This is a genomic window from Roseateles sp. (genome assembly GCF_044373315.1).
GTDB lineage: Bacteria > Pseudomonadota > Gammaproteobacteria > Burkholderiales > Burkholderiaceae_C > JACDQM01.
This window is the reverse complement of record NZ_JBILQK010000039.1, coordinates 1-24070: the sequence shown is the minus strand read 5'-3', so window position 1 is coordinate 24070 and position 24070 is coordinate 1. Positions and strand designations below refer to the sequence as shown.

The following is a 24070-nucleotide window of genomic DNA, read 5'->3' as shown; positions in this document are numbered from 1 at the left end:
TCGGGCTCTTTCTCAACTCTCAAAGGCAGACCATGAAGAAGATTGCACTCGTTGCTGCGCTGGCAGCTGTTTCCGCTTCGGCATTCGCCCAAAGCACCGTTACCCTGTACGGCCGCGTCAACACCACCGTTGAAAGCCAGAAGGTTGCCAACCAGGACCGCAAGGTGGTCGTGGCCAACAACTCTTCGCGTATCGGCTTCAAGGGCACGGAAGACATCGGCGGTGGCCTGAAGGCTTCGTTCGTGCTGGAGCACGGCTTCAACGCCGACAACGGCACGGCCTCCGGCGCCTTCTGGGGTCGTGAGTCGTCGGTGCAACTGAGCGGCGGCTTCGGCGCCGTGCGTCTGGGCAACTGGACCCCCGGCTCCTACTTCGCCACCGCTGACTACATCAGCATGCACAACCACGACACCGGCTCTTCGTCGGATGCTCTGTACGGCGGCCCCTTCCGTTCGGCCAACAAGATTGCCTACTTCACCCCGACCGTGGGCGGTTTCAATGCTGAGATCGCTGTCGCCGCTGGCGAAGGCGCTCCTGGCGTGAAGCGTGGCGTTGACCTGGCTGCCAACTACGTTGCCGGCCCTGTGCATCTGGGCGCTGGCTACAGCAAGGAAGGCAACAACAACCAGATGGCCTTCCGCGGCCTGTATGAAATGGGTGCCGTCACTCTGGGCGCCTACTTCCAGCGCGTCGACACCAACAACGTCAAGCGCGACATCTATCGCCTGGCCGGTATGTACGCCATGGGCGCTTCGGAGTTCCACGTGAACTACGGCGCTGCTGACAAGACCAGCCTGCAAGCCAAGGAAAGCCAGTTCACGCTGGGCTACAACTACAACCTGAGCAAGCGCACCAAGGTCTACGGTTACTACACCTCGGTTGATGCCAAGCTGGCCAACAAGGCCGGTGACTTCAGCTCGCTGGCTGCTGGCGTTCGCCACAACTTCTGATCCTTCGGATCGGACATGAAAAAGCGACCCTCGGGTCGCTTTTTTCGTTGTTGCATCGCGCTGGGTGGCGGCTACTCGTCGAACAACTGCCCGGCTGATTTCGGCGGTGCCACGCCGAGATGCCGGTAGGCCGCCAACGTGGCGATCCGTCCGCGCGGCGTGCGCTGCAGAAAGCCCTGCTGGATCAGATACGGCTCGATCACATCCTCGATCGTGCCGCTCTCCTCACCGATGGCCGCTGCCACATTGTCCAGGCCGACCGGGCCGCCGTCGAAACGGTGCACCACGGCTTCAAGCAGTTTGCGGTCCATCAGGTCGAAGCCTTGCGGATCCACGTCCAGCATGGCCAGCGCCAGATCGGCAATCTTCTTGCTGATGCGGCCGTCGCCCTTCACCTCGGCATAGTCGCGCACGCGGCGCAGCAGTCGGTTGGCGATGCGTGGCGTGCCACGCGAGCGGCGCGCGATCTCCAGCGCGCCCTCCGGGTCCATCGGCGCATTCAGCAGGCCGGCGGAGCGCGTGACGATGCGCTGCAACTCCTCGGCGTTGTAGAACTCCAGCCGCGCCACGATGCCGAAGCGGTCGCGCAGCGGATTGGTCAACATGCCGGCTCGCGTGGTGGCGCCCACCAGTGTGAAGGGCTGCAGATCCAGCTTGATTGAGCGCGCGGCCGGGCCTTCGCCGATCATGATGTCGATCTGATAGTCCTCCAGCGCCGGGTAGAGGATTTCCTCGACCACGGGGCTCAGACGGTGGATCTCGTCGATGAAGAGCACATCGTTCTTCTCGAGATTGGTCAGAATGGCGGCCAGGTCCTTGGGCTTTTCCAGCACCGGGCCCGAGGTCTGGCGCAGGTTCACTCCCAGCTCAGCCGCGATGATGTGCGACAGCGTCGTCTTACCCAGGCCCGGCGGGCCGAACAGCAGCACATGGTCCAGCGCTTCCTGGCGCTTGCGGGCCGCGCCGATGAAGATTTCGAGCTGCTCGCGCGCCTTGGCCTGGCCCACATATTCGTCCAGCAGCTTGGGGCGCAGCGCGCGCTCCAGCGCTTCCTCGTTGGGCGAGCTGGGCGCGGCACTGACCACGCGCCGCGCGGCAGCCGGCGGCATGTCGCCGAAGTCGTCGGTTTGTATGCTCATGTCAGACGTTTCATGGCCAGCTTGATGCCTTCACTGACGCCGACATCAGCCGGCAGTGCCTTCAGGGCTGCTGCGGCCTCCTTTTCGCTGTAGCCCAGTGCCACCAGGGCCTGCAGGATGTCGGCCTGCGCGTCATTGGCGATGCTGACCGGCAGCGACAGATCGGGCCCCAGCTTGCCCTTGAGTTCGAGCAGCAGGCGCTCCGCCGTCTTCTTGCCGATGCCCGGTACCTTGACGAGGCGACCGGCCTCCTGCTTGGACACCGCCTGAGCCAGCTCGCCTACCGACAGACCGGACAACAGCGAGAGCGCCATCTTCGGGCCGACGCCGCTGATCTTGATCAGCAGGCGAAAGGTGCTGCGCTCCTCGGCGGTCAGGAAGCCGAACAGCACATGCGCATCCTCGCGGATGCTCAGATGGGTCAGCAGGCTGGCGCGCTCACCCAGCGCCGGCAGGTTGTAGAAGGTGCTCATCGGCACATCAAGCTCGTAGCCGACGCCTTGCACATCGATGAGGATCTGCGGGGGCGATTTCTCCGCGACGACGCCTGTGAGTCTGCCGATCATCAGATGATTATCGGTGCCGCCGGCTCAGGGCGGCACGTCGCCCGGGCGCAGACGGGCTCAGTTTCTGCCGAACAGGCCCAGGCGCTGGGCTTCCAGTGCGGCCTCGGCACGCGAACTCACATTGAGCTTGCGGTAGATCTGTTTCACGTAGTCCGCAATGGTGTGTCGCGACAGGCCCAGCTGCACGCCGATCTCCGGCAGCGTGAAGCCCTTGGCCACGCGCAGCAGCACTTCGGTCTCCCGATCGGTCAGCGAGACTTCGTGCAGCAAGGTAGCCTGTGGCGGCCGACGCTGGCTGGCGAAATGCGCGATGACCTTGCGGGCGATCGACGGCGACAGCGGGGGCTCGCCCTGGCTCATGCGCTGCAGCTGCTCCACCAGCAGCTCGCGCGATTGTTCCTTCAGCAGATAGCCGAAGGCGCCAGCCTGCAGGGCTGGGAAAAGGTGCTCGTCGTCGTCGTGGATGGTGACGATGACCGATTGCACCTCGGGCTGTTGCTCACGCAGCGCAGCGATCACGTCCACGCCCGAACCATCGGGCAGGCCCAGGTCCAGCAGTGCCAACGTGAAGCGCTGGCTGGCGACCTGCTTGAGGGCATCCTGCACCCGCGAGCACTCGGTGATCTGCGCATTGGCGAACACCTGCTTGATCAGCGCCTTGAGCCAGGCGCGAATCTCCGGAATGTCCTCGAGCAGCAGGATGTGGTTCATGGTGAGGCCTCTTTTCTTGTTCCCTGAATGTAGTCGGGCCGCGGGCCCGTCGATTCGACCTTATCGTCCCAAAGCGGCCGCCCCTCAAGGCTCGGCTGTCGGATTCACAGCGGAATCGTGAGACGGATCACGGTTCCCCAGCCTGGACCTGACTCGACCAGGCACTGGCCGTGCATCTGCTTGGCGCGCGATTTCATGCTGGCCATGCCGTGGCCCTTGTCGAGTCGGCCGTCGACTTCGGTTGAAATGCCTTGGCCGTTGTCCTGGATGACGACTTGGAAGTCTCCGTTCTGGACTGCACAGCTGACCGTGCAATGCGTTGCACCACTGTGCTTGATGATGTTGCTGACCGACTCGCGCAGAATGCGCGTCGTCTGCACGTAGGCGCGGGCCGGCAAGGTGTGTGTGACTTCCTCGGCCGGGGACTTCCATTCGGCCAGGATGTTCGCCTGGCCTAGCCGCGAGACCACCTCGGCACGCCAATCGCCCAAGGCATCGATCAGATGCACGGGCTTGCCGGTCAGCCCACGCACGGACAGGCGCATTTCTTCCAGCGCTTCGCGTGCCAGGGTCGAGATGCGGTCGGACTCGCTGGTGTGGACGATGGTCAGCAGCTTCGCGCCGAGATCGTCGTGCAGGTCGGCAGCGATGCGCTTGCGTTCGCGCTCGGTGACCTGCTCCAGTTTCTGCTCGGCCATGTCGGCGAAGCTGCGCTCCATGGCGGTCAGGTGCTCCTGCTGGCCCTGCTCCAAAGCCAGCAACTGGGCCTCGGCTTCGTCGCGTCCCCGGGTGCTGGCATGCACCGCGTGCAAGCCCAGGAGCGTCAGCGCCAGCGGCACGGTGATTCCGCTCCAGCCAAGGCCAGGTATCGAGGCCGGTGCCGCAAGGGCAGCGAGCTCAAGCCCGAGGGCAGCAATGCTGGCGGCGGTGAAGGCCAGCATCCAGCGCCAATCTTGCTGCGCATGGGCATCCGGGCTGCGACGCTGACGCTCGCGCAGACGCAGTGTAAGTTGGGCCATGATGATGATCGCCGCCTCAAGAGCCATCAGACCGGCCCAGCTGCGCGCCAGCGCGCCTTGGCGCTCATCGCTCACCAGCAGGTGACTGAAGGGCACCGCCAGCACCTGCAGCCAGAGGGCTAGATCCAGCCAGGCCCTTCTCCAACTCAACTGGCCCAGCAGGTAACGCGCCAACAGCAGGATGATCACGGCCAGCAGGGCGCTGCGCAGCACTGTGAACTGCGGCAGCGCATCCAGGACGAAGACTTGCGCTGCGTACAAAGACCAGGTGGCCAGCAAGGCTGCCAGCAGCGGCAGCTGCCGGTCGCGGCGGTTCATGTGCGCCAGCAGGCCGATCACCAAGCCCATGCCGAGTGCCATGCCGCACAGGGCGCTCACGAGGCCCGAGGCCCAGGGCGCCGTGCTGGTACCTGTCTGCGCCTGGGTGGCATTGCACATGAGAAGCAAGGCGGCCGCCCAGCCCCATGCGCGGCCGGCGCGTCTAGCCCGGCCGAGAGTTGTCGTCTGCATGGCGGCATTGTGCAGGACGCCCCACGGTGTTGTGGGGGGCGTCGCAGCGGCGACAATGTGAACTAGCGCACTGCGTTGCCAAGAGAAAGCCCTGCCTTGATCATCCGACTGCAATTCACCCCGCTGGACAACACCCGTCTGGCCCATCTGTGCGGCACGCTCGACGAGCATTTGCGCCAGATCGAGACCGCGCTGGACTTGCGCATCACGCGCCGCAACGAGCAGTTCCGTATCGAGGGTCCCAAGGCTGCGGCCGAGCGTGCCAGGACCCTGCTGGACGCACTGTACGAGCGCGCCCGGCGCGCTATTGCACCCGAGACCTTGCAGCTGGCGCTCGCCGAGGCGCTGGCCGATCTCGGGGCTTCTTCGAAGAGCCGGCCCCAGGAAACTGCCGCCGCTGAGCAAGGTGTCGTCCTTCGCACTCGCCGTGCCGATCTGGCGGGCCGCACGCCCAACCAGCACAAGTACCTGGCGCAGATCCTCTCGCACGACATCACCTTCGGCATCGGCCCGGCCGGCACTGGCAAGACCTTTCTGGCGGTGGCCTGCGCCGTGGACGCCTTGGAGCGCTCGACGGTGCAACGCATCATCCTCACCCGCCCGGCCGTCGAGGCCGGCGAGCGCCTGGGCTTCCTGCCTGGCGACCTGGCGCAGAAGGTCGACCCCTATCTGCGGCCGCTGTATGACGCGCTCTACGACCTGATGGGCTTCGACCGCGTTACCAAGGCCTTCGAGAAGGGGCAGTTGGAGATCGCGCCGCTGGCCTTCATGCGCGGCCGCACGCTCAACCATGCCTTCGTCATCCTCGACGAGGCGCAGAACACCACGCCTGAGCAGATGAAGATGTTCCTGACGCGTATCGGCTTCGGCGCCAAATGCGTGGTCACTGGTGACACCAGCCAGATCGACCTGCCCAAAGGCCAGATGAGCGGTCTGGTGGATGCCGAGCGCGTGCTTGCGCGCGTCAAGGGCATTGCGACCACACGCTTCACCTCGGCCGACGTGGTGCGCCATCCGCTGGTGGCGCGCATCGTCGATGCCTACGACAAGCAGACCCGGGCCAAGGAGAAACAGTCGTGAGCCGCCCTGAGTTGAGCCTGTCGCTGCAGTTCGCCGACCCGCGCCACAAGGCCCTGCTGCCGCGCCACAAGGTGCTTCGCTGGATCCGTGCCGCGCTGGAGTTGCCCGGCGAAATGGCCGTCCGCATCGTCGATGCAGAAGAAGGGCGCCAGCTCAATCGCGAGTTCCGCGGCAAGGACTACGCCACTAATGTGCTGACTTTCGACTACAGCCATGAACCGGTGGTCGGTGCTGACCTGGTGATCTGTGCCGAGGTGGTCGAGCAAGAGGCCATGGATCTGGGTATTCCAGTGGCGGACCACTATGCGCAGATGTTGGTGCATGGCACCCTTCACGCGCAGGGCTATGACCATGAGGAAGACGACGAAGCCGAACTGATGGAGTCGCGCGAGAGCGAGATCATGCTCTCGCTAGGCTTCGCCGATCCCTATCAGCGCTGAGTACCCAGATAGCGCTTGCGCCAGAAGAACAGGCCGAGCCCCAGTCCGACCGCAAGCATCAGCGCGAAGGCGACCCACACACCGGTGCTGCTGTGAATCAGCGGCAAGGCGTCAAAGTTCATGCCGAAGATGCCGGTGATCAGGTTCAAGGGCAGGAAGATGGCGGTGAGCACCGTCAGCGTGCGCATGATGGCGTTGGTGCGATGGCTCAGGGCTGAGAAATGCATCTGCACGGCGGCTTCGGATGAGGACTCTAGCCGCCGCACATGCGACAGCACCCGCTCCACATGTTCAAGCAGGTCGCGCGAGCGAACTCGCAGCAACTCGCGCTCGCGCTGCAGCGCCTCGTTGTCTGCAGCGGGCCATTCGACCAAGGCATCCATCCATTCCTGAAGGGCGCTGCGCTGGTCTTCGCAGGTGTCTTCCAGCAAATGCAGGGTGTTGCGTGAACCGAGCAAGACCTGCCAGTCGTTGAAACGGCTGCGCGGGTCGAGGAGCCTGTGCTGCAAGGTGCTCAGTTGGCGTGTCAGCAGTCGGCGCAACTCCAGGTAGCTGTCGACCATGTGGTTGACCATGCGCAACATCAGCTCGGCTGAGCTGGTTGGCAGGCGGGCGCCGCCGCGGTAGTCGGTGCCATGGGAGAGCCTGCCGAGCCGGTCGGCGAAGTAGTCGCGCACCAGGCAGTCGCTTGGATGCACCGACAGCAGCACACGGTCGAACAGCGCGAAGCCGACCGGACTGGTGTCTATGGACGCGAGCGCCTTCTCAGCCGAGCTGAGCGAGTCGCGCTGATCGTCGACGAACAGCTGCTCGCTGCCTGCAGCCGCTGCGAGGCGCCTGAACACCAGCAGGTCATACCAGGAGGTGTAGTCGAAATGCGAAGGCAGCTGGCTATTGAGCAGGTCGGAGACATGCAGGTCGACCAACTGCCCGCCGGTCCAGATCTGCAGCGCAGCTTGCACGGCGGGCACCTGGTCCTCGAACTCGTGGCGGCTGTAGCCCAGCCAGAGAAAGCCCGTGGCCGGCAGTTCGCCTGGAAGCCCGGCCAGTTCGGTGAAATGCTCGCCTTGGATGTGGAAGACGCGCATCAGCTCTTCTTGAGCAGGCGGGCGGCTTCCAGCGCGAAATAGCTCAGTACGCCATCCGCGCCGGCCCGCTTGAAGGCCAGCAACGACTCCATCATCACCGCATCATGGTCCAGCCAGCCGTTGGCGGCGGCGGCCTTGATCATCGCGTACTCGCCACTGACCTGATAGGCGAATGTCGGCACACGGAACTCGTCCTTCACCCGCCGCACGATGTCCAGATACGGCATGCCTGGCTTGACCATCACCATGTCGGCGCCTTCAGCGATGTCCAGCGCCACTTCACGCAGCGCCTCGTCGCTGTTGGCAGGGTCCATCTGGTAGGTCTTCTTGTCGGCCTTGCCGAGGTTGGCGGCCGAGCCGACGGCATCGCGGAAGGGGCCGTAGAAGGCACTCGCGTATTTGGCGCTGTAGGCCATGATGCGGGTGTGGATCAGTCCCTGTGCTTCCAGCGCCTGGCGGATCGCGCCGACGCGGCCGTCCATCATGTCGCTGGGGGCCACGATGTCCACGCCGGCCTGGGCCTGGACCAAGGCCTGCCGGGCCAGGATCTCGACCGTGGCGTCATTCAGGATGTAGCCCTTGTCGTCCAGCACGCCGTCCTGGCCGTGGCTGGTGAAGGGGTCCAGCGCCACGTCCGTGAGGATGCCCAGGCCCGGCACCTTTTCCTTCAGCGCGCGCACCACGCGTGGCACCAGGCCATCCGGGTTGGTTGCTTCACGACCATCGGGAGTCTTCAGCGAGGCATCGATCACCGGGAACAGTGCCAGCACCGGAATTCCCAGCGCCACACATTCCTCTGCCATGGGGATCAGCCGGTCCAGACTCAGGCGCGCCACGCCAGGCATGGAGGCCACAGGTTCGACGCGGTTCTCGCCCTCATGCACAAACACCGGCAGGATCAGATCGCTGGCACTGACGGCGTTCTCGCGCACCAGGGCGCGGGTGAAAGCGTCGCGGCGCAGGCGGCGCGGACGAGCAGCGGGGAAGGCAGCAGGGTTGAGGGCGCGGGACAAGGCAGACTCCGGGTGCAGGCTGAAGGGGCAGACCGTGGCGCGTGAAGGACTGCGCGAACTACGCATCATCCCGTAGAGACACGCGCAAATCGGCTCTGCTAAAATTGATTCTGAATGATAGCCGCAAGGTGGTCGTTCCCTGCTTTTCCTCCCTGAGCAGGAGCCTTGACGTGATGACAGCGAAAAGGCTTTCCAGCCCTGGCTTGATGGCCAGGGCCTTTTTTTGCGCCCGGCAGGGCGCACCTACTCGGAGGCGAAAGTCCTCGACCATTCCGGTAAGGGGGCTGGTCAGCGAAGTGGGCAAAGCCAGCGTCGGCAAGCCGGTACTGAGCCTGCTCAACCTCAGCCCACCCTGTACCCACCCTTGCGCTGAAACGAAGCGCGTCAGGCAGGGGCCGGGGCGTTCAGGCCGAGCTGATGGCGCGACTGCGGGTGTCGAGCTTTTCCAGCAGGGCCGGCCGGCCGAGGTAATAGCCTTGGGCATGGCTGCAACCCATTTCCCGCAGCAACTGCGTCTCGGCCTCGGTTTCGACCCCTTCGGCCACCACCTCCACATCAAAGCCCTGGGCCATGTGCAGCACGGCGGCGATGATGGCCTTGTCCTGGCTGGAGTTGAACATCTTGCGAACAAAGCTCTGGTCGATCTTGAGACTGTCAAAAGGCAGGCGGCTCAGATAGGCCAGCGAGGAATAGCCGGTTCCGAAGTCGTCGATGGCGATGCGAATGCCCATGGCGCGGATGTCGCGCAGCCGCTCTTCAATCACGCTGTCTTCCCCGATCAGCAGCGACTCGGTCAGTTCAAGGGTCAGGTGTTGCGGGGGCAGTCCGCTGTCTTGCAGGGCCTGGCGGAGGGTGAACGTGAAGTCGGACTGGATCAACTGCCGTGCTGACACATTCACATGCAGCTCAAAGTCGGCCGCGAGCTCGGGCAGGCGTTGGGCAATGGCCTGGGTGGCGGTACGCAAGACCCATTCGCCCAGGGCCAGGATCAGGTCGGACTCCTCGGCCACCGGGATGAACAGGCCCGGTGACACCATGCCCCGCTCGGGACTGAGCCAACGCAACAAGGCCTCGGCGCCGGTGACGCGGCCGCTGGTCAGGTCGATCACCGGCTGGTAATGGATCAGGAACTGGTCGCGCTCCAGGGCCTGGCGCAGCTCATTGCTGAGCTTGGCCCTCTGCAGGGACTGCGCCATCATGTCCTGCTCGAACACCACAACATGGCTGCGCCCGCGGCGCTTGGCTTCACCCAGGGCCACACTGGCGCTGCGCAACCAATCAGCCATGCCGGCCTGGCGCAGCTTGCCGCCCACCAGGCCCACCGAGGCCGCCACCATCACCTCGTCGGCACCGGCCGAGAAGGGGGTGCTGAACACGCTGAGCACGGTCTCTCCCAGCTCGGTGACGTCCTGGTCGATTGAGGTCTGCTGGAACAGCACGGCAAATTCATCACCCCCCACCCGGGCCATCAGCACCGGTGCACCGAGGCGCTCGCGCATGCGGCCTGAGATGGCTTGCAGCAGGCGGTCGCCGGTGCTGTAGCCCAGGTTGTCGTTGATGGTGCGGAAAGCGTCCAGCCCTATCAAGGCCAGCACCGCAGGGCGCGGCTCCACCCAATCCACCTTTTCCAGGAAGCCGCGGCGGGTCAGGAACTGGGTCAGGTTGTCATAGATCAGCTGCGCCCGCAGGTCGTTGAAAGAGCGCTGCAGGCGGTCGGCCATTTCATTGAAGGCGCGCACCAGGATGGCGGTTTCACGCAGGGTGTCGCCGGCGTCAATGCCCGTGTCCCAGCGACCACCTGCCAGATGGTTCGCCGCCTCGGCAGTCTTCAAGATGGGCCGGGTCACGCGCTGGATTAGCCACAGGCCCAGGAGCAGTCCGACCAGGGCGAAAGCCATGGCCCACAGCAGTGACTTACGGCTGCCACTGCGCACATCGCCCAGCAAGTCGGCCTCGGGCACCATCACCACCACCCGCCAATCCAACCCCCGGGCATCGGAATGGGGCGACACCCGGCCGAAATAGCGTTCTCCGCCGGACACCAGTTTGAAGCTCGCGCGGCTCTCGGTCGGCGCGGCCATGACATGAGCGGCGGCCGCCCGGACCAAGGGCACCGCACTTTCGGTCATCAGCATGCGCTCGCCGCGTTTGCTGAACCCATTGCCTTCGGCCACCACCGAGCCCTGCTCTGAATGTGCGATCAAGCGCCCTTCCACATCGACCAGCAAGATCAGCCCCTGGCCGCGCAAGCGTTCGTTCTGCAAGAAGCGGTTGATGCCATCCAGCTTGATGCTGGCCTCCATCACACCGATCATCTTGCCTCCCACGTTCACTGGGGACATTGCAGAAATGGTGATCTCAGCCCGCTCATCCATGTTCGTGTAGATAGCCGACCACCCGGCCTTGCCCGACTGTTTGACCGGCGCATACCACGGGCGCACCCGTGGGTCATAGCTGGGAAACTCGGCCGTCACCTCGCCCGGGCTCTCGCCCTTGTAGATGCGCAAACGGCTTTGCGTGCTGGCATCTTTGAGCATCAGGGTGAAGCCTTCACCACGGGGCTCGCGCCGCATGCCGGCATATTCCCCGGCTTCGCTGCCAAAACTCATCACACTGATTTGCTCGCGCTCCAGGTAGAGCGACTTGTAGGTGCCTAGCAGGTACTGGTAAGTGGGCGAGAGGTCACCCGGCGTGTACAGCCCGTGGCGCGCAATGCCATCGGCCAGGCTGTGCTGGATGCGAAACGGTTCCTCAAGGAACTCCGTCAGACGGATGCGCGAGGTGTCGGTCAGGGCGTCCAGCAGACGATCACCTTCTTGGTCCACCAATCGACTGATCTGCCCCTGCTGAGTCGCTGACTGCAGGGCCACAGTTGCCAGGAAAATCACGGCAACCGGCACTGCGATCGCGGTTCTCAGCGAAGGCCGAAATGAGCGCATCCAGATCTCCGAGGCTGTGCATGTGAGCGTGGCCACCACTGCATGGATGCCCGATGTTGACGGGCATCGGACCATTATGGCCAAGCAATCCGTGTCGCGCGCAAGTTAAACCGTTCAATCCGTTTGATTCCGCGCCGATGCACGACTTGCAACGCGCCGCTCAGGCCCGCGCCGTGGACCCAAAACCCGCCACGCCGCGCTCGGACGCGCCGAACTCGTCCACCACATGGACGTAGGCCCGGACGTCAGCTGGTGTGAGAGGGCTGAGGAGGCACCCCTCACCCTACTCATTTCCCGCGACCGCCAAGGGCTCGCTCACGTGGCTCGGCATAATCGGCTGATGCTCTGGATCAAAGCCTTTCACATCGTCTTTGTTGCCGCCTGGTTCGCCGGCTTGTTCTACATGCCGCGCATCTTCGTCAACCTGGCGATGGTGTCCCCCGATAGCCATGCCGAGCGCGAGCGCTTGTTGCTGATGGCGCGCAAGCTCTACAAGTTCATGAGCTTGCTGATGATCCCGGCCGTGGCGCTGGGCCTCTGGTTGTGGGCCTTGAACTTCGACGGCTTCAATCGCGGCTGGCTGCATGCCAAGCTGGCGCTGGTGCTGCTGGCGATCGGCTACCACCATGCCTGCAAGTCCATTCTGCGGCGCTTCGAGCAGATGGCCAATCAGCGCAGCCATCGATGGTTCCGGGTCTTCAACGAAGTCTCCGTGCTGCTGTTTGCGGCCATCGTGATCCTGGTGGTGGTGAAGCCCTTTTGAACATGGCGCGACGACTGCCGCCCTCGCTGCCGCGTCGTCGCAGTTCGGCCAGCCTGCTGGCGCTCAGCTACGCCGGTCTGGTGGTTTACGCCAGCCTCTATCCGTTTTCGCCGTGGCAGTGGCCGCCAGGCCTGACGGGCCTGGCCTTGCTCCAGCTGCCCTGGCCCCGCTACCACGGCAGCTTTGACATTCAAGCCAATCTGCTGGGCTATCTGCCCTTGGGCTTGCTGATCTTGGCGGCTTCGGTGCGCAGCGGGCTTCGTCTGCGCGCTGGGCTGCTGCTGGCGCTGTTGATGCCAGCACTGTTGTCCTATGTACTCGAGGGCCTGCAGTACTTCCTGCCTGGCCGCGTCCCCTCTGCCATGGACTGGTCGTTGAACACGCTTGGCGCGGCCCTGGGGGGCTTGCTGGGACTGGCGTTGCATGCGGTGGGCGGCCTGACGCGTTGGCATGGGATGCGTGAGCGCTGGTTCATTCCTCAGAGTGCGGGCGCCTTGGCATTGCTGGCGATCTGGCCGATGGGTCTGCTGTTTCCACCGCCCGTGCCGCTGGGTCTGGGACAGGTGCTGCCAAGATTGCAAGCCGGGCTTGGACAGTTGCTGGCGGATACCCCTTGGGCTGTGCACCGCGTGGCCGAGGTGATGCCCGCGCACGCGGCACTGCCGCCTGGCCTGGAAGCGCTGGTCACTGCGCTCGGCCTGCTGACACCTTGCTTGCTCGCCTTGTCGGTGGCGCGACCTGGGGCTCGACGCCTGGTGCTCGTGCTCGCGGCCGTCGGAGCCGGCGTGCTGGCCACCGGCTTGTCCACAGCGCTCAATTTCGGGCCGCAGCATGCCTGGGCCTGGCTCACGCCTGGCAGCGTCGCCGGGCTGTTGGTGGGGTCCTTGATTGCGCTACTTATGTGCATGGCTTCCCGGCGCGCGGCAGCGGCCTGGGGTTTGCTGGCCACTACAGCCCTGATCGCTCTTGTCAGCGAAGCGCCCACGGATCCCTATCTGGCGCAAAGCCTGGCGGCCTGGGAGTTGGGGCGCTTCATCCACTTCTATGGTCTGGCGCAGTGGTTGGGCTGGCTGTGGCCGTCATTCGTGCTGGCTTGGCTGCTGGCCATGTTGACGCAACGTGCATGAAGGCCGCGGCACTGCCATCCCGGCACGCCCTGCCTACAATCCCGGCATGAGCTATTTCCAGCGCCACATCTTCTTCTGTCTGAACCAGCGTGAAAACGGCGACAACGCCTGTGCACAGCATGGTGCTCAGCAGGCTTTCGATCACTGCAAGGCCAAGGTGCGCGAGCTGGGTCTGGCCGGACCTGGGGGCGTGCGCGTCAACAAGTCGGGCTGTCTGGACCGCTGCGCTGGTGGCCCGGTGGCGGTGGTCTATCCCGAAGCGGTCTGGTACAGCTTTGTAGACAGCAGCGACATTGACGACATCGTCGAGCAGCACCTGCAGCAGGGCCAGGTGGTCGAACGACTGCGCCTGCCCGATGACATCGGCCGCTGAGGCTCGCGCGTGAACTCTCAGACAGAGAAGCGCCTGATCGCCGGCCCGGCGGGCATGATCGAGTGCGCCATCGACGAGGCTTCCGGTGGGCAGGCCATGCGTGGGGTGGTGGTGATCTGCCATCCGAATCCGACGCAGGGCGGCACGCTGGACAACAAGGTTGTGCAGACGCTGGCCCGCGCCTTTGTTCAACTGGGCTATCGCGCAGTGCGGTTCAACTTCCGCGGCATCGGTGCCTCGGAAGGCGGCTGGGACGAGGGCCGCGGCGAGGTGGACGACGCCTTGGCGGTGATCGATGCCTTCCGCGACGCTGACCTGCCTTTGGCGCTGGCGGGCTTCTCCTTTGGCGGCTATGTCGCGTCGCGCGCGGCGCAGCGCCTGCCGCAGGAGGCGCCGGCCGAGCGACTGGTGCTGGTCGGTCCGGCCACCAGCCGTTTCGATACCGCGCCGGTGCCGCCCGATACCCTGGTGGTCCATGGCGAGACCGATGATGTCGTGCCGCTGGCCTCAGTGCTGGACTGGGCTCGCCCACAGTCACTGCCGGTCACGGTGGTGCCAGGCGTGGGTCATTTTTTCCACGGCAAGCTGCCCTTGCTGAAGGACATCGTGCTGCGCAGCTGGCACGTTTGACGCCTGCAGCTGCCGATAGTTTTTTCGTTTTTCCTTCCCTCCTGACTGGTTATCTTCCGATGAAGCGTCTGATTGCCTTCACCCTGGCCGCGGCCAGTGCCTTCCATGCCTGGGCCCAGGCGCCGCAGCCACCCGAGATCGCGGCCCGCAACTACCTGCTGCTGGATGTCACCTCCAACCAGGTGCTGGCGGAGCGCGAAGCCGACCAGCCGCAGGACCCGGCCTCACTGACCAAGCTGATGACGGCCTATATCGTGTTCGGCGCGCTGCGCGACAAGAAGTTGACGCTAGACCAGCAACTGAGCGTTTCGCAGCGGGCATGGGACGAGCGTAAGGGCGACCCCTCGCTGATGTTCATCGACACCACCATGCGACCCAAGGTGGATGAGTTGCTGCGCGGCATGATCATCCAGTCGGGCAATGACGCGTCGGTGGCGCTAGCCGAAGGCGTAGCCGGCACGGTGGAGCAGTTCGTCGCGATGATGAACCGCCAAGCCCAGGCCTGGGGCCTGAAGAACACCGAATTCAAGAACGTCACCGGCATGACCGAGCCGGGCCACAAGAGCAGCGCGCGCGACCTGTCGGTGATCGCCGGACATTTGGTGCGCGACTTTCCGCAGTACTACGGCTATTACTCGCAGCGCGAGTACACCTTCAACAAGATCCGCCAGCACAACCGCAACCTGCTGCTGGGCCGTGACCCCAGCGTGGACGGCATGAAGACCGGCTACACCGATGCGGCCGGCTATTGCCTGGTGACGAGCGCCGTGCGCGAGTTCCCCAATGGCAAGCGCCGCCTGCTGAGCGTCGTGCTGGGCACGGCCTCGCGCGAGGCGCGTGCTTCTGAGAGCCAGAAGCTGCTGAACTGGGGCTACTCCGCCTTTGACGCAGTGCGCCTGTTCGACAAGGGCCAGGCCATCAGCACGGTGCCGGTCTGGAAGGGCGCTGCGCCCGACGCGAAACTGGGCGCGCTGGACGCGGTCTTTGTTGCCGTGCCGCGCGGTGAAGGCAGCAAGCTGCAAAGCCGCATCGAGCGCACCGATCCGCTGGTGGCGCCGCTGACCCAGGGCCAACGCGTCGGTACGCTTAAGGTTATGACGGCAGCCGGCACGCCGGTGGCCGAGGTGCCGTTGGTGGTGCAGCAGGAAGTGCCGCTGGCAGGCATCCTGGGCCGGGCCTGGGATGCCATCCGGCTTTGGATCAAGTAAGTCAGCGCCACGCAGGCGTAAGCTGGCGCGCTTCAGCAGGAGGGACTCGCCATGAACCACAGCTTGCCTGATGTGCAGTGCTACCTGAATGGGGTGTACGGTCCGCTTGTCGAGGCCAAGGTTTCGGTGATGGACCGGGGCTTCATCTTCGGCGACGGCGTCTACGAGATGGTGCCTGTCTACGGTCGGCGCCTGTTCCGGTTCGATGCGCATATGGAGCGCCTGGAGCGCAGCATGGCCAAGCTGCGCATCGATCCGACCATGGCCCGCGCCGAGTGGCTGGATATTGCCCGCCGCCTGATTGACGGCGTGACCGCGGACGATCAGTGGCTCTATCTGCAGGTGACGCGTGGCGTGGCGCCGCGCAACCATGTGATGCCGCAGGGCATTGCGCCCACCGTGTTCGCCTACAGCAGCGCCGCCCAGCTACTCATGCCTGAGCAGCGTCACCACGGCGCGGCCTGCATCACAGCGCGCGACTTCCGTTGGGAGCGCGGCGACATCAAGAGCACCTCGCTGCTCGGCAATGTGCTGGCGCGCCAGATCTCGGCGGATGCCGGTGCGACCGAGACCATCATGTTCCGCGACGCGCACTTGACCGAGGCCTCGTCCTCCAATGTGTGGATCGTCAAGGAAGGCGCACTGCTCGGGCCGCCCAAGAGTGAGCACGTGCTGGAGGGCGTGCGCATCGAGTTGCTGCGCGAGCTGTGCGAGGAATGCGGCATCGGCTTCAATCTGCGACCGATCGCCGAGGACGAGGTGATGAGCGCGGACGAGATCATCCTCAGCTCGGCCACCAAGGAAGTGCTGGCAGTAACGACACTGGATCATCAGCCGGTCGGCCATGGTGCGCTGCGCGGCAAGCCGGGACCTGTGTATGCGCGGCTGTACGAGGCCTATCAACGCGCCAAGCGACTGCAGTCGATCTGAGTGCGAGGAAAAGAGCAAGACCATGAATCGACCCATCCCGCCCGAAGAATCCCTGATCGAATATCCATCGCGTTTCCCCATCAAGGTGATGGGTGCGCATGTGGAAGGCTTTGTGGAGGCCATCACCTTCGTGGCGCAACGCTTCGATCCCGGCTTCGATCCGGCCACCATCGAGCAGCGCCCCAGCAAGGCGGGCAACTATCTGGGCTTGACGATTACCGTCACCGCAACCAGCCGCGAGCAACTCGACGAGCTCTACCGCACCCTGACCACGCATCCGATGGTCAAGGTGGTGCTTTGAGCTGGGTCAGCTGGGTTCCCCAGCGCTGAGCCGCTCGTCCAGTTCACGCCGCTTGGCGGGTGCCGCCTCGTCGCCATTGCGTGCGGCGATGTCATACCAGTAGCGCGCCAGGCGCAGGTCCGTCGGCAGGCCGAGCCCGGTCTCGTACATGGAGGCCAGCAGGTACTGCGCACCGACGTCACCGCCCTTGGCCGCTTCGCGGTACCAATGGGCCGCCTGAGTCATGTTCGCGGGGGCGCCGCGCCCGAGGTAGTAGGCAGTTGCGATGGCCATCTGGGCATCCACGCTGCCATGGGCCGCGGCTGCAGCGAACCATCGCATCGCCAGCCGCAGGTCGGGCTTGCCGAGGACGCCTTGCTCATGCAACTGTCCCAGCGCATATTCGGCGCTCACAAAGCCCTGTGCAGCTGCGCGCTCCAGCAGGCGTCTCGCCTCACGCGGACTGGGCCGGGGCAGTTCGCCACGCAGATGCATCATGGCCAGGTTGTAGTTAGCCAGGGGCAGGTGTCGGGCCGACAGCGCCGTGAAGCCTCGCGCCGCTGCCTTCAGGTCGCCGCTGGCATAGGCGCTGAGTGCCTGCTCCATGGCGTCGGGTGCCGCGGCGGCAGGCTGAAGAGACGCCAGCGCGACCCACAGCGCAATGAGGGCACTTCGTTTCGTCAGGATTTGCATGGCTTGAACTCCGTGTTGACAGGCCCTGATGCATCTCTGGGTCGCCTGAACCCCGCGTGGGCTTACAGGCTTGCCCTAACATTCCGCCATGATTGTGAAAAACCTCGGGCGTGTCGACTACGCGCCCACGCTGGAAGCGATGCGTGCCTTTACCGAAGCACGCGGTGCGGCTACGCCGGACGAGCTCTGGCTGTGCGAACACCCGCCGACCTACACACAGGGCTTGGCCGGAAAAGCTGATCATGTGCTGAATCCGGCGGGCATTCCAGTGGTGCAGACGAATCGCGGCGGCCAGGTGACTTACCACGGGCCGGGGCAGGTGGTGGCCTATCCGCTGGTGGATCTGCAGCGCCTGGGCATCTATGTGCGGGAGTATGTCTTTCGCCTGGAAACGGCCGTGATCCAGACTCTGGCGAGTTTCGGTATCACCGGCCATCGGGTGGCCGGCGCGCCGGGCATCTATGTGCGCCTGGACGATCCCGGCTCCCATGCTGCACTGGCTGGCCCGGCGCCAGCCGATGACCCCTTCCGGGGGCTGGGCAAGATCGCGGCACTGGGCATCAAGATCAGCCGGCATTGCAGCTACCACGGCGTGGCGCTCAATGTGGCGATGGACTTGCAACCCTTCGCCGGCATCAACCCTTGCGGTTATGCCGGACTGGCGACGGTGGACCTCGCTACACTTCGGGTCTTTACGGATTGGCCCACGGTGGCCCAGCGTTTCGGTGAGCGGCTTGAGGCCCAACTGCTGCGCTGAGACTGAAAGAGCGGGCGCGCATGCCGACCGAGAACATCACTCACGAAGCCAAGACCGGCGAGGCCTATGACGCCAGCGCCAAGCAGAAGGCCCAGGCCAAGACGGCGCGTATCCCGATCAAGGTGGTGCCGGCAGAGACACTGAAGAAGCCCGACTGGATCCGGGTCAAGGCCGGCTCGCCGAGCACGCGCTTCTACGAGATCAAGCAGATCTTGCGCGAGCACAAGCTGCACACGGTCTGCGAGGAAGCCTCCTGCCCGAACATCGGCGAATGCTTCGGCAAGGGCACGGCCACCTTCATGATCATGGGCGACAAGTGCACGCGCCGCTGCCCCTTCTGCGATGTGGGCCACGGTCGTCCGGACCCGCTGGATGCGGATGAGCCAGTCAACCTGGCCAAGACCATCGCCGCGCTGAAGCTCAAGTACGTGGTGATCACCAGTGTCGACCGCGACGATCTGCGCGATGGCGGCGCTGGCCATTTCGCCGAGTGCATCACCAAGGTGCGCGAGCTCAGCCCGGCCACGCAGATTGAAGTGTTGGTGCCCGACTTCCGCGGCCGCATGGACCGCGCGCTGGACATCCTCAAGACCGCGCCGCCGGACGTGATGAACCACAACCTGGAGACTGCGCCGCGCCTGTACAAGGAAGCGCGTCCGGGATCGGACTATGAGTTCAGCCTGAACCTGCTGAAGCGATTCAAGGAAGAAGTTCCGGGCGTGCCGACCAAGAGCGGAATCATGGTGGGCCTGGGTGAGACCGATGAAGAAGTGCTGCAGGTGATGCGCGACATGCGCGCACACAACATCGACATGCTGACCGTCGGCCAGTACCTGGCGCCCTCAGGTCACCACCTGCCGGTGCGCCGCTATGTGCACCCCGATACCTTCAAGATGTATGAGGTCGAGGCCTACAAGATGGGCTTCACGCACGCTGCCGTTGGTGCGATGGTGCGCTCAAGCTATCACGCGGACCAGCAGGCGCATGAGGTTCTGAACCAGGGCGCCCGCGAAGCGGGCTGAAGTCGCCGCAGCGGCTCAGCGGTAGCCGACGCGGGCCCTGAATTCGTCCAGCATGCGCTGGTAGCTTCCGTCCCTGCGCATCTGGCTCAGGCCCTGGCTGAACTGCAGGGCGAGACGCTCGCCTTGTGGATGCTGCTTCGAGAAAGCGAGCCAGAATCCGTCCATCGAGACAAGGCCCGTGCGCCTGACCTTGCCGCGGAAATCCGGCGAGCTGTCGATGCGCATCCAGCCTGGGGTGCGGTTGAGGAGAATGTAGTCAACGCGCCGGCTGAGCAGCATTCGGATCAGTGCCGTGTCCGACACTGCACTGAACTTCTGAATGCGGCTGTCGTGCATGAACTCGCTGGGGTAGGTGTAGCCGTTGGTGTAGGCCACGCGCTTGCCCCTCAGATCAGACAGGCGCATTTCCGGCGTCGGGTCTTCGGCACGGCCAAAGATCGATAACTCCTCTTCGAACATGGCTGGCTGGTGCCACAGATAGTCAGCGCGGTTGTCATCCGTGATCGTGGCGTTGAAGCAGCCCGCCACTTGGCCGCTCTTGGCGTAGAGCATGCAGCGCGAGAACGGCACCGAGATGATCCTGACCGTCAGACCCTGCGTGGCAAAGACCGCGCTGACGAGTTCGACAGCGAAGCCGACGGGCGCTGCCAGCGATCCACCAGGTCCGGCCACACTGTAAGGCGGCCAGTCGTCCTCTCCGGCCAGCATGACCTCGGCAGTCGGCTGGCTCGTGGCCGTGGTTTGCGCGGCCACCAGTGATGACAAGGCCAGAGTCAGTGCCAGAGCCGTGCACGCCTTCAGCCCGAATGCCCTGCGGGCGGGCGGTCGTTGGCTGCGGCAAGGGCTGGGCAATTCGCGCTCCAGGCCTCAGCTTGCTTCCGCCAGAAGCTTTTCAACCAGGGCGTGCAGCGCCGGGAAATCGGGGGCGCCCACGTAGCGCTTGACGATTTGGCCACGCTTGTCGATCAGCAGTGTGGTGGGCGTCAGCTGGATCTCGCCGAATTGCCTGGCGATCTCACCGGTGTTGTCAATCGCGACCCCGAAGGGCAGCTTGCGGCTTTCGGCGAAGCGGGCCACATAGGCGGGCGGGTCGTAGCTCATGGCGACGGCCAGCGTGTCGAAGCCCCGTTGCTTGAACTTCTCGTGGGTTGCCATCAGGTCCGGCATCTCAAGCACGCAGGTGGCGCAGCTTGTAGCCCAGAAGTTGACCAGCATCACCTTACCTTGCCACTGCGAAGACACATGTTTGCTGCCGTCCAGCAGCACGTAGTCAACGACAGGTGCACTAGGTCTTTGGGCCAGGTTCTGAAAAGCGAACAGTCCGGCTGCGCCCAAGCCGGCGGCAATCAGGAGGGGCGCGAGGAATCTTGGCAACTTCGGCATGAAGGCCAGTTTAGACCAGAGTCTTTGACCGTGAAGTGCGGCGGGTTGCGACGGCTTACATGCCGCGCGAGAGTTCGAACAGCAGGACCGAAGGCATGGCGTCGGTCAGGTGGCTGCGTGAGACGCGTGCGATGCGATCACTGGTCGCTGTTGAGAGTTGGGTCAGATGCTCGTGGTCCAGTACTTCGATGAAGCTGAACTCAGGCACTTCGCGCAGCAGGTCCCGGCGCAGGCTGTCAAAAGCCGGGTTGCGCTGTGCGCTCTCGAAGATAACGCCATGTGGCAGCCCCTCCAGGCAGAACTGCGTGGCCTCGTCCATATCGTTCACGACATCGATGATCAATCCCATATGGCGCACCGCATCCTGGATCTGGACACGCAGATCTCGCCGGGGTGTGATGATCAGCAGATGGCTGCCAGCCAAAGGCTTGGAGTTGGTGGAGGGCAGATGCTCGGGCTCCTTTTCCACCACGGGTGGAGGCGCCACAGGCGCGCTGCTCTCATCGCCGACGGTCTGAGGGAACTCCAGCGTCAGCACGGTGATGCTGCTCTCGTCCTCGCGTAGCGGCAGTACACCCATGGTCAATGCGGTCTGCTCGAGCAGGCGCCATGCCAACGAGTTCAGTGTTGCCGGAGCCGGAGTGGATCGCGCGTCGTCCAGCATGTCCATCGAGCGGTGTGCAAACCGGCAGACCAAGCGGGCCTTGGTCGGCCAGGGCGTCAGGTCCAGTCGCAGGTCAACGGAGGAGTGCGTGCTCGTCAGTGCCCAGTCCATCAAGGCGTTGAGCAGACCGAAGATCAGCGAGCCGTCGGCATAGACCTCGACCGGCTTGAGCACCTGGCGGATCTGTATCCCGCGGGCCTGGGTCTCGCGGCTGCGGTGGGCGAGAACGCTGCGCAGCAGTGGTGTCAGGTGCACGCGTTCGCGCGCAAGCTTGATCCGCCCTGAAGCCAAGCGCGCCAGTTGTTGGCCCATCATTCCGGCTTCGCGGGCATGGGCGACGCTTTCACGCAGGGCTCGCAGGCCCTGTCGGTCAATCTGGCCGGTCACCATCAGGTTGTGGATGCGCTCCAGCGCGCCGCTGAGCGGCCCGGCGATCTCGGCGCCGATCTGCTGCACGATCTCAGCCCACTGAGCATGGCTCGGCCCCTGCGCCATGTCGTTGGCGGCACCACTGACCTTGACGGGCGGGGCTGGCGGTTGGCTGGGCATGTGGCGCAAAGAAGGGCGGTGGCTTCGGGGCTGTTCTGGGGTTCGGGCAGCCCCGGCTTGTAATAAGCGAAGCGGTCGCCATGGTCCGGGCGTGCCCTTGCAGCGTCCATCCCCCGTCTCGGGGGAAACCATGGGGGGCGTGAGCCAGTCCGGCGCAGTGTGCGCACTTTCGCACGGACTGCGCCGGAGTGGATGGGGTCAGCCGATGATTCCGCGCGCTCGCAGCAGCGCAATCTGCTGTTCGCTCAACCCTGCCTCAGCGAGCACGTCCCCGGTATGCTGGCCCAGCAGCGGGGGAGCGTGGCGGTAGCTGACGGGTGTGGCGGACAGCTTGATCGGGTTGGCGACCAGGCGGAGAGTTCCGCTGAGGGGGTGCTCCATCGCGACGGTCATTTCACGGGCCTGGACCTGCGGGTCGGCAAAGGCCTCGGCCAGGTTGTTGATGGCGCCGCAAGGCACTTTCGCCGACTCAAGGGCGCGAAGCCAGTCATTGCGGGGCCTCGTGGCCATCACGGCGCTGATCTCGGGCACCAGCAGGTCTCGATGCCGTACCCGGTCGGCGTTCTTGGCAAAACGCGCATCGGCCGCCCAGTCGGGGCGTCCAGCGATTTCCGCGAACTTGGCGAACTGGCTGTCGTTGCCGACGGCCAGGATGAGGTGGCCGTCGCTGCTGGCGAAGACCTGGTAGGGCACGATGTTCTGATGCGCGTTGCCCATGCGCTTGGGAGCGTTACCTGTGCACAGGTAGTTGGAACCCAGGTTGGCCAGCATTGCGACCTGCGTATCCAGCAGGGCCATATCGATCACCTGGCCCTGGCCTGTGGCATCACGATGGCGCAGCGCTGCGAGGATGGCCACTGTCGCATAGAGCCCGGTGAAAAGATCGGCCACCGCCACGCCGACCTTTTGTGGTCCGCCGCCAGGCAGGTCGTCGCGTTCACCTGTGACGCTCATCAGCCCACCCATGCCCTGTACCGCGTAGTCATAGCCAGCACGGTCCTTGTACGGGCCGGTCTGACCAAAGCCGGTGATGGAGCAGATCACCAGCCCGGGATTGGCCGCCAACAGCGTTGACGCATCGAGGCCGTAGCGAGCCAGGTCGCCCACCTTGAAGTTCTCCACCAGAACGTCCACTTGGCCGGCCAACTCGCGGATCAAGGCCTGGCCCTCAGGCTTTGCGATATCGACGGCAATGGAGCGTTTGTTGCGATTGGCCCCCAGGTAGTAGGCGGCTTCCGACGTGTCGTTTCCATCGGCATCTCGCAAATAGGGGGGGCCCCAGGCGCGGGTGTCGTCGCCGCTGCCTGGGCGTTCGACCTTGATCACATCTGCACCCAGGTCGGCCAGGGTCTGCGTGCACCAAGGGCCGGCCAGCACACGGGACAAGTCGAGCACGCGCACGCCATCCAAGGCGCCGGTGGGGAGTGTGTTCGGGGTCTGCATCGAGGCATTGTGCGACAGCGCTGGCCCATGCCGTGCGCATGGCGGCATCGATAATGCGGCGATGAATCGCTACGCTCGTTCGGCCCGTGCAGTCGCGTCAGTCCTGGTTTTCGCCATGGCTGCGCTGGCCTGCTCCCCCAAGTTCGATTGGCGGGAAGTGCGGCCTGAGGGCTCGGGCCTGAGAGCCTTGTTCCCATGCAAGCCCACGGTGGAAAGCCGGATCGGGCCGCCGGAGGGCGCGGCACCCAAGCTTGCTATGGGTCTCGCCGTATGCCGGGTGGACGCGCTCAGCGTCTCGGTGTCCTGGGCCGATGTGGGCGAGCCCGCGCAGGTTGGGCCGGCGCTCTTGCAGATGCGCGAGTCGCTGCTCGGCAAGCTTCAGGCGCGGTCAGAGGGCAGCCGCTCCGTGGCCGTGATGGGCATGACGCCGAATGATCAGTCGCTGCAGCAGGGCTTCATGGCTCCGGCGGGCGCGGCGCCAGCGAGTCAAGGGGCGATCGCCGTCTTTGCGCGCGGCTTGCGGGTCTACCAGCTGGTGATGCTGGGCGCGCGCCCCGGCGCCGAGGCGAGCCAGACCTGGGAGGCGCTGCTGGGTTCCATCAAGCTCGAACCATGAGCGCTGGCCTGGGCTCCCGCGCTGCGCTGCTGATCTTCGCCAGCTTTGCATTTGCCTACTTCTTTTCGGCACTGCTCAGAGCGGTGACCGCGACGCTGGCGCCCGTCTTCAGCGCCGAGCTTGATCTGGCTGCATCTGATCTGGGGCTGCTGGCGGGCGCCTACTTCTTGGGGTTCT

Annotated in this window: 25 protein-coding genes and 1 pseudogene; 14 read left to right on the top strand and 12 right to left on the bottom strand. The window is 64.7% G+C overall.

Annotation, left to right across the window (positions count from 1 at the left end; genetic code table 11):
• The first annotated feature begins 32 nt into the window (after positions 1 to 32).
• Positions 33 to 950, top strand: coding sequence for a porin (locus ACIQ67_RS10980; protein WP_397534403.1), 918 nt, complete (start codon positions 33 to 35; stop codon positions 948 to 950).
• Between the two features lie 71 nt (positions 951 to 1021).
• Here ACIQ67_RS10980 and ruvB read toward each other — a convergent pair whose 3' ends face one another.
• The 4 genes from ruvB to ACIQ67_RS10960 all read right to left on the bottom strand — a co-directional run bounded on the left by ruvB (position 1022) and on the right by ACIQ67_RS10960 (position 4895).
• Positions 1022 to 2089: a Holliday junction branch migration DNA helicase RuvB gene (ruvB, locus tag ACIQ67_RS10975; protein ID WP_397534402.1), complete on the bottom strand. Its 1068-nt coding sequence runs from the start codon at positions 2087 to 2089 to the stop codon at positions 1022 to 1024.
• Complete coding sequence (gene ruvA / locus ACIQ67_RS10970; protein ID WP_397534401.1) at positions 2086 to 2655, bottom strand: Holliday junction branch migration protein RuvA; 570 nt, start codon at positions 2653 to 2655, stop codon at positions 2086 to 2088. Before ruvA ends, ruvB begins: the two co-directional genes overlap by 4 nt.
• A gap of 57 nt (positions 2656 to 2712) precedes the next feature.
• Positions 2713 to 3366, bottom strand: a complete 654-nt coding sequence (locus ACIQ67_RS10965) for a response regulator (RefSeq protein ID WP_397534400.1) — start codon at positions 3364 to 3366, stop codon at positions 2713 to 2715.
• 104 nt (positions 3367 to 3470) lie between these two features.
• The gene (locus ACIQ67_RS10960; protein WP_397534399.1) at positions 3471 to 4895 is read right to left on the bottom strand and encodes a sensor histidine kinase; all 1425 of its coding nucleotides are present in this window, start codon (positions 4893 to 4895) and stop codon (positions 3471 to 3473) included.
• Positions 4896 to 4991: 96 nt separating this feature from the next.
• On the opposite strand from ACIQ67_RS10960, the gene ACIQ67_RS10955 reads away from it, so the two are divergent.
• A complete protein-coding gene (locus ACIQ67_RS10955; RefSeq protein WP_397534398.1) occupies positions 4992 to 5975 on the top strand; it encodes a PhoH family protein in 984 nt (327 codons plus the stop codon).
• Entirely contained in the window at positions 5972 to 6415 is a 444-nt protein-coding gene (gene ybeY, locus ACIQ67_RS10950) for an rRNA maturation RNase YbeY (protein ID WP_397534397.1), read from the top strand. Before ACIQ67_RS10955 ends, ybeY begins: the two co-directional genes overlap by 4 nt.
• Here ybeY and ACIQ67_RS10945 read toward each other — a convergent pair.
• The 3 genes from ACIQ67_RS10945 to ACIQ67_RS10935 all read right to left on the bottom strand — a co-directional run bounded on the left by ACIQ67_RS10945 (position 6406) and on the right by ACIQ67_RS10935 (position 11341).
• Positions 6406 to 7503, bottom strand: coding sequence for a magnesium transporter CorA family protein (locus tag ACIQ67_RS10945; protein WP_397534396.1), 1098 nt, complete (start codon positions 7501 to 7503; stop codon positions 6406 to 6408). The two genes, ybeY and ACIQ67_RS10945, sit on opposite strands and share 10 nt — an antisense overlap.
• Entirely contained in the window at positions 7503 to 8516 is a 1014-nt protein-coding gene (gene hemB, locus ACIQ67_RS10940) for a porphobilinogen synthase (RefSeq protein ID WP_397534395.1), read from the bottom strand. The genes ACIQ67_RS10945 and hemB overlap by 1 nt, the downstream gene beginning before the upstream one ends.
• A gap of 404 nt (positions 8517 to 8920) precedes the next feature.
• Complete coding sequence (locus ACIQ67_RS10935; protein ID WP_397534394.1) at positions 8921 to 11341, bottom strand: EAL domain-containing protein; 2421 nt, start codon at positions 11339 to 11341, stop codon at positions 8921 to 8923.
• Positions 11342 to 11795: 454 nt separating this feature from the next.
• Here ACIQ67_RS10935 and ACIQ67_RS10930 point away from each other — a divergent pair, with 454 nt between their 5' ends.
• Genes ACIQ67_RS10930 through ACIQ67_RS10900 form a run of 7 tightly spaced genes read left to right on the top strand, consistent with a single transcriptional unit; the run spans position 11796 to position 16787 of the window.
• Positions 11796 to 12218, top strand: coding sequence for a CopD family protein (locus tag ACIQ67_RS10930; RefSeq protein WP_397534393.1), 423 nt, complete (start codon positions 11796 to 11798; stop codon positions 12216 to 12218).
• A gap of 2 nt (positions 12219 to 12220) precedes the next feature.
• Positions 12221 to 13345: a VanZ family protein gene (locus ACIQ67_RS10925; protein WP_397534392.1), complete on the top strand. Its 1125-nt coding sequence runs from the start codon at positions 12221 to 12223 to the stop codon at positions 13343 to 13345.
• 46 nt (positions 13346 to 13391) lie between these two features.
• On the top strand, positions 13392 to 13718 hold the full coding sequence (locus tag ACIQ67_RS10920; protein ID WP_397534391.1) for a (2Fe-2S) ferredoxin domain-containing protein: 327 nt from the start codon (positions 13392 to 13394) through the stop codon (positions 13716 to 13718).
• Positions 13719 to 13727: 9 nt separating this feature from the next.
• Positions 13728 to 14348: an alpha/beta hydrolase gene (locus tag ACIQ67_RS10915; RefSeq protein WP_397534390.1), complete on the top strand. Its 621-nt coding sequence runs from the start codon at positions 13728 to 13730 to the stop codon at positions 14346 to 14348.
• Between the two features lie 59 nt (positions 14349 to 14407).
• Positions 14408 to 15556, top strand: coding sequence for a D-alanyl-D-alanine carboxypeptidase family protein (locus ACIQ67_RS10910; RefSeq protein ID WP_397534389.1), 1149 nt, complete (start codon positions 14408 to 14410; stop codon positions 15554 to 15556).
• A gap of 51 nt (positions 15557 to 15607) precedes the next feature.
• On the top strand, positions 15608 to 16486 hold the full coding sequence (locus ACIQ67_RS10905) for an aminotransferase class IV (RefSeq protein ID WP_397534388.1): 879 nt from the start codon (positions 15608 to 15610) through the stop codon (positions 16484 to 16486).
• Entirely contained in the window at positions 16401 to 16787 is a 387-nt protein-coding gene (locus tag ACIQ67_RS10900) for a DUF493 family protein (RefSeq protein ID WP_397534387.1), read from the top strand. Before ACIQ67_RS10905 ends, ACIQ67_RS10900 begins: the two co-directional genes overlap by 86 nt.
• A gap of 6 nt (positions 16788 to 16793) precedes the next feature.
• Here the strand turns inward: ACIQ67_RS10900 and ACIQ67_RS10895 are convergent, their stop codons facing one another.
• Positions 16794 to 17459, bottom strand: coding sequence for a tetratricopeptide repeat protein (locus ACIQ67_RS10895; protein ID WP_397534386.1), 666 nt, complete (start codon positions 17457 to 17459; stop codon positions 16794 to 16796).
• 88 nt (positions 17460 to 17547) lie between these two features.
• On the opposite strand from ACIQ67_RS10895, the gene lipB reads away from it, so the two are divergent.
• Together lipB and lipA are read left to right on the top strand one after the other, a co-directional pair.
• Entirely contained in the window at positions 17548 to 18216 is a 669-nt protein-coding gene (gene lipB, locus ACIQ67_RS10890; protein ID WP_397534385.1) for a lipoyl(octanoyl) transferase LipB, read from the top strand.
• Positions 18217 to 18236: 20 nt separating this feature from the next.
• Positions 18237 to 19238 carry a lipoyl synthase gene (gene lipA / locus ACIQ67_RS10885; protein ID WP_397534384.1) on the top strand — a complete coding sequence of 334 codons (1002 nt, stop codon included), beginning with the start codon at positions 18237 to 18239 and terminating at the stop codon, positions 19236 to 19238.
• Positions 19239 to 19253: 15 nt separating this feature from the next.
• Here the strand turns inward: lipA and ACIQ67_RS10880 are convergent, their stop codons facing one another.
• From ACIQ67_RS10880 to ACIQ67_RS10865, 4 genes are all read right to left on the bottom strand, one after another.
• Complete coding sequence (locus ACIQ67_RS10880; RefSeq protein ID WP_397534383.1) at positions 19254 to 20003, bottom strand: substrate-binding periplasmic protein; 750 nt, start codon at positions 20001 to 20003, stop codon at positions 19254 to 19256.
• 102 nt (positions 20004 to 20105) lie between these two features.
• Positions 20106 to 20621: a TlpA disulfide reductase family protein gene (locus tag ACIQ67_RS10875; RefSeq protein ID WP_397534382.1), complete on the bottom strand. Its 516-nt coding sequence runs from the start codon at positions 20619 to 20621 to the stop codon at positions 20106 to 20108.
• 55 nt (positions 20622 to 20676) lie between these two features.
• Complete coding sequence (locus ACIQ67_RS10870; RefSeq protein WP_397534381.1) at positions 20677 to 21834, bottom strand: hypothetical protein; 1158 nt, start codon at positions 21832 to 21834, stop codon at positions 20677 to 20679.
• Positions 21835 to 22032: 198 nt separating this feature from the next.
• On the bottom strand, positions 22033 to 23277 hold the full coding sequence (locus tag ACIQ67_RS10865) for a CaiB/BaiF CoA transferase family protein (protein ID WP_397534380.1): 1245 nt from the start codon (positions 23275 to 23277) through the stop codon (positions 22033 to 22035).
• Between the two features lie 61 nt (positions 23278 to 23338).
• Here ACIQ67_RS10865 and ACIQ67_RS10860 point away from each other — a divergent pair, with 61 nt between their 5' ends.
• Both ACIQ67_RS10860 and ACIQ67_RS10855 read left to right on the top strand, forming a co-directional pair.
• Positions 23339 to 23893, top strand: coding sequence for a hypothetical protein (locus ACIQ67_RS10860; protein WP_397534379.1), 555 nt, complete (start codon positions 23339 to 23341; stop codon positions 23891 to 23893).
• A pseudogene (locus ACIQ67_RS10855) lies at positions 23890 to 24070 on the top strand (MFS transporter); the annotation flags it as partial. The gene ACIQ67_RS10860 and the pseudogene ACIQ67_RS10855, both read left to right, overlap by 4 nt.

Coding starts and splice junctions, on each gene's coding strand:
- ACIQ67_RS10965 (WP_397534400.1), bottom strand. CDS start 3,366: ATGAACCACATCCTGCTGCTCGAGGACATTCCGGAGATTCGCGCCTGG.
- ACIQ67_RS10960 (WP_397534399.1), bottom strand. CDS start 4,895: ATGCAGACGACAACTCTCGGCCGGGCTAGACGCGCCGGCCGCGCATGG.
- ruvB (WP_397534402.1), bottom strand. CDS start 2,089: ATGAGCATACAAACCGACGACTTCGGCGACATGCCGCCGGCTGCCGCG.
- ACIQ67_RS10895 (WP_397534386.1), bottom strand. CDS start 17,459: ATGCAAATCCTGACGAAACGAAGTGCCCTCATTGCGCTGTGGGTCGCG.
- ACIQ67_RS10910 (WP_397534389.1), top strand. CDS start 14,408: ATGAAGCGTCTGATTGCCTTCACCCTGGCCGCGGCCAGTGCCTTCCAT.
- ACIQ67_RS10905 (WP_397534388.1), top strand. CDS start 15,608: ATGAACCACAGCTTGCCTGATGTGCAGTGCTACCTGAATGGGGTGTAC.
- ACIQ67_RS10860 (WP_397534379.1), top strand. CDS start 23,339: ATGAATCGCTACGCTCGTTCGGCCCGTGCAGTCGCGTCAGTCCTGGTT.
- ACIQ67_RS10945 (WP_397534396.1), bottom strand. CDS start 7,503: ATGCGCGTCTTCCACATCCAAGGCGAGCATTTCACCGAACTGGCCGGG.
- ACIQ67_RS10930 (WP_397534393.1), top strand. CDS start 11,796: ATGCTCTGGATCAAAGCCTTTCACATCGTCTTTGTTGCCGCCTGGTTC.
- lipA (WP_397534384.1), top strand. CDS start 18,237: ATGCCGACCGAGAACATCACTCACGAAGCCAAGACCGGCGAGGCCTAT.
- ACIQ67_RS10925 (WP_397534392.1), top strand. CDS start 12,221: ATGGCGCGACGACTGCCGCCCTCGCTGCCGCGTCGTCGCAGTTCGGCC.
- ACIQ67_RS10980 (WP_397534403.1), top strand. CDS start 33: ATGAAGAAGATTGCACTCGTTGCTGCGCTGGCAGCTGTTTCCGCTTCG.
- ruvA (WP_397534401.1), bottom strand. CDS start 2,655: ATGATCGGCAGACTCACAGGCGTCGTCGCGGAGAAATCGCCCCCGCAG.
- ACIQ67_RS10870 (WP_397534381.1), bottom strand. CDS start 21,834: ATGCCCAGCCAACCGCCAGCCCCGCCCGTCAAGGTCAGTGGTGCCGCC.
- ACIQ67_RS10920 (WP_397534391.1), top strand. CDS start 13,392: ATGAGCTATTTCCAGCGCCACATCTTCTTCTGTCTGAACCAGCGTGAA.
- ACIQ67_RS10865 (WP_397534380.1), bottom strand. CDS start 23,277: ATGCAGACCCCGAACACACTCCCCACCGGCGCCTTGGATGGCGTGCGC.
- lipB (WP_397534385.1), top strand. CDS start 17,548: ATGATTGTGAAAAACCTCGGGCGTGTCGACTACGCGCCCACGCTGGAA.
- ACIQ67_RS10900 (WP_397534387.1), top strand. CDS start 16,401: ATGGTGCGCTGCGCGGCAAGCCGGGACCTGTGTATGCGCGGCTGTACG.
- ACIQ67_RS10875 (WP_397534382.1), bottom strand. CDS start 20,621: ATGCCGAAGTTGCCAAGATTCCTCGCGCCCCTCCTGATTGCCGCCGGC.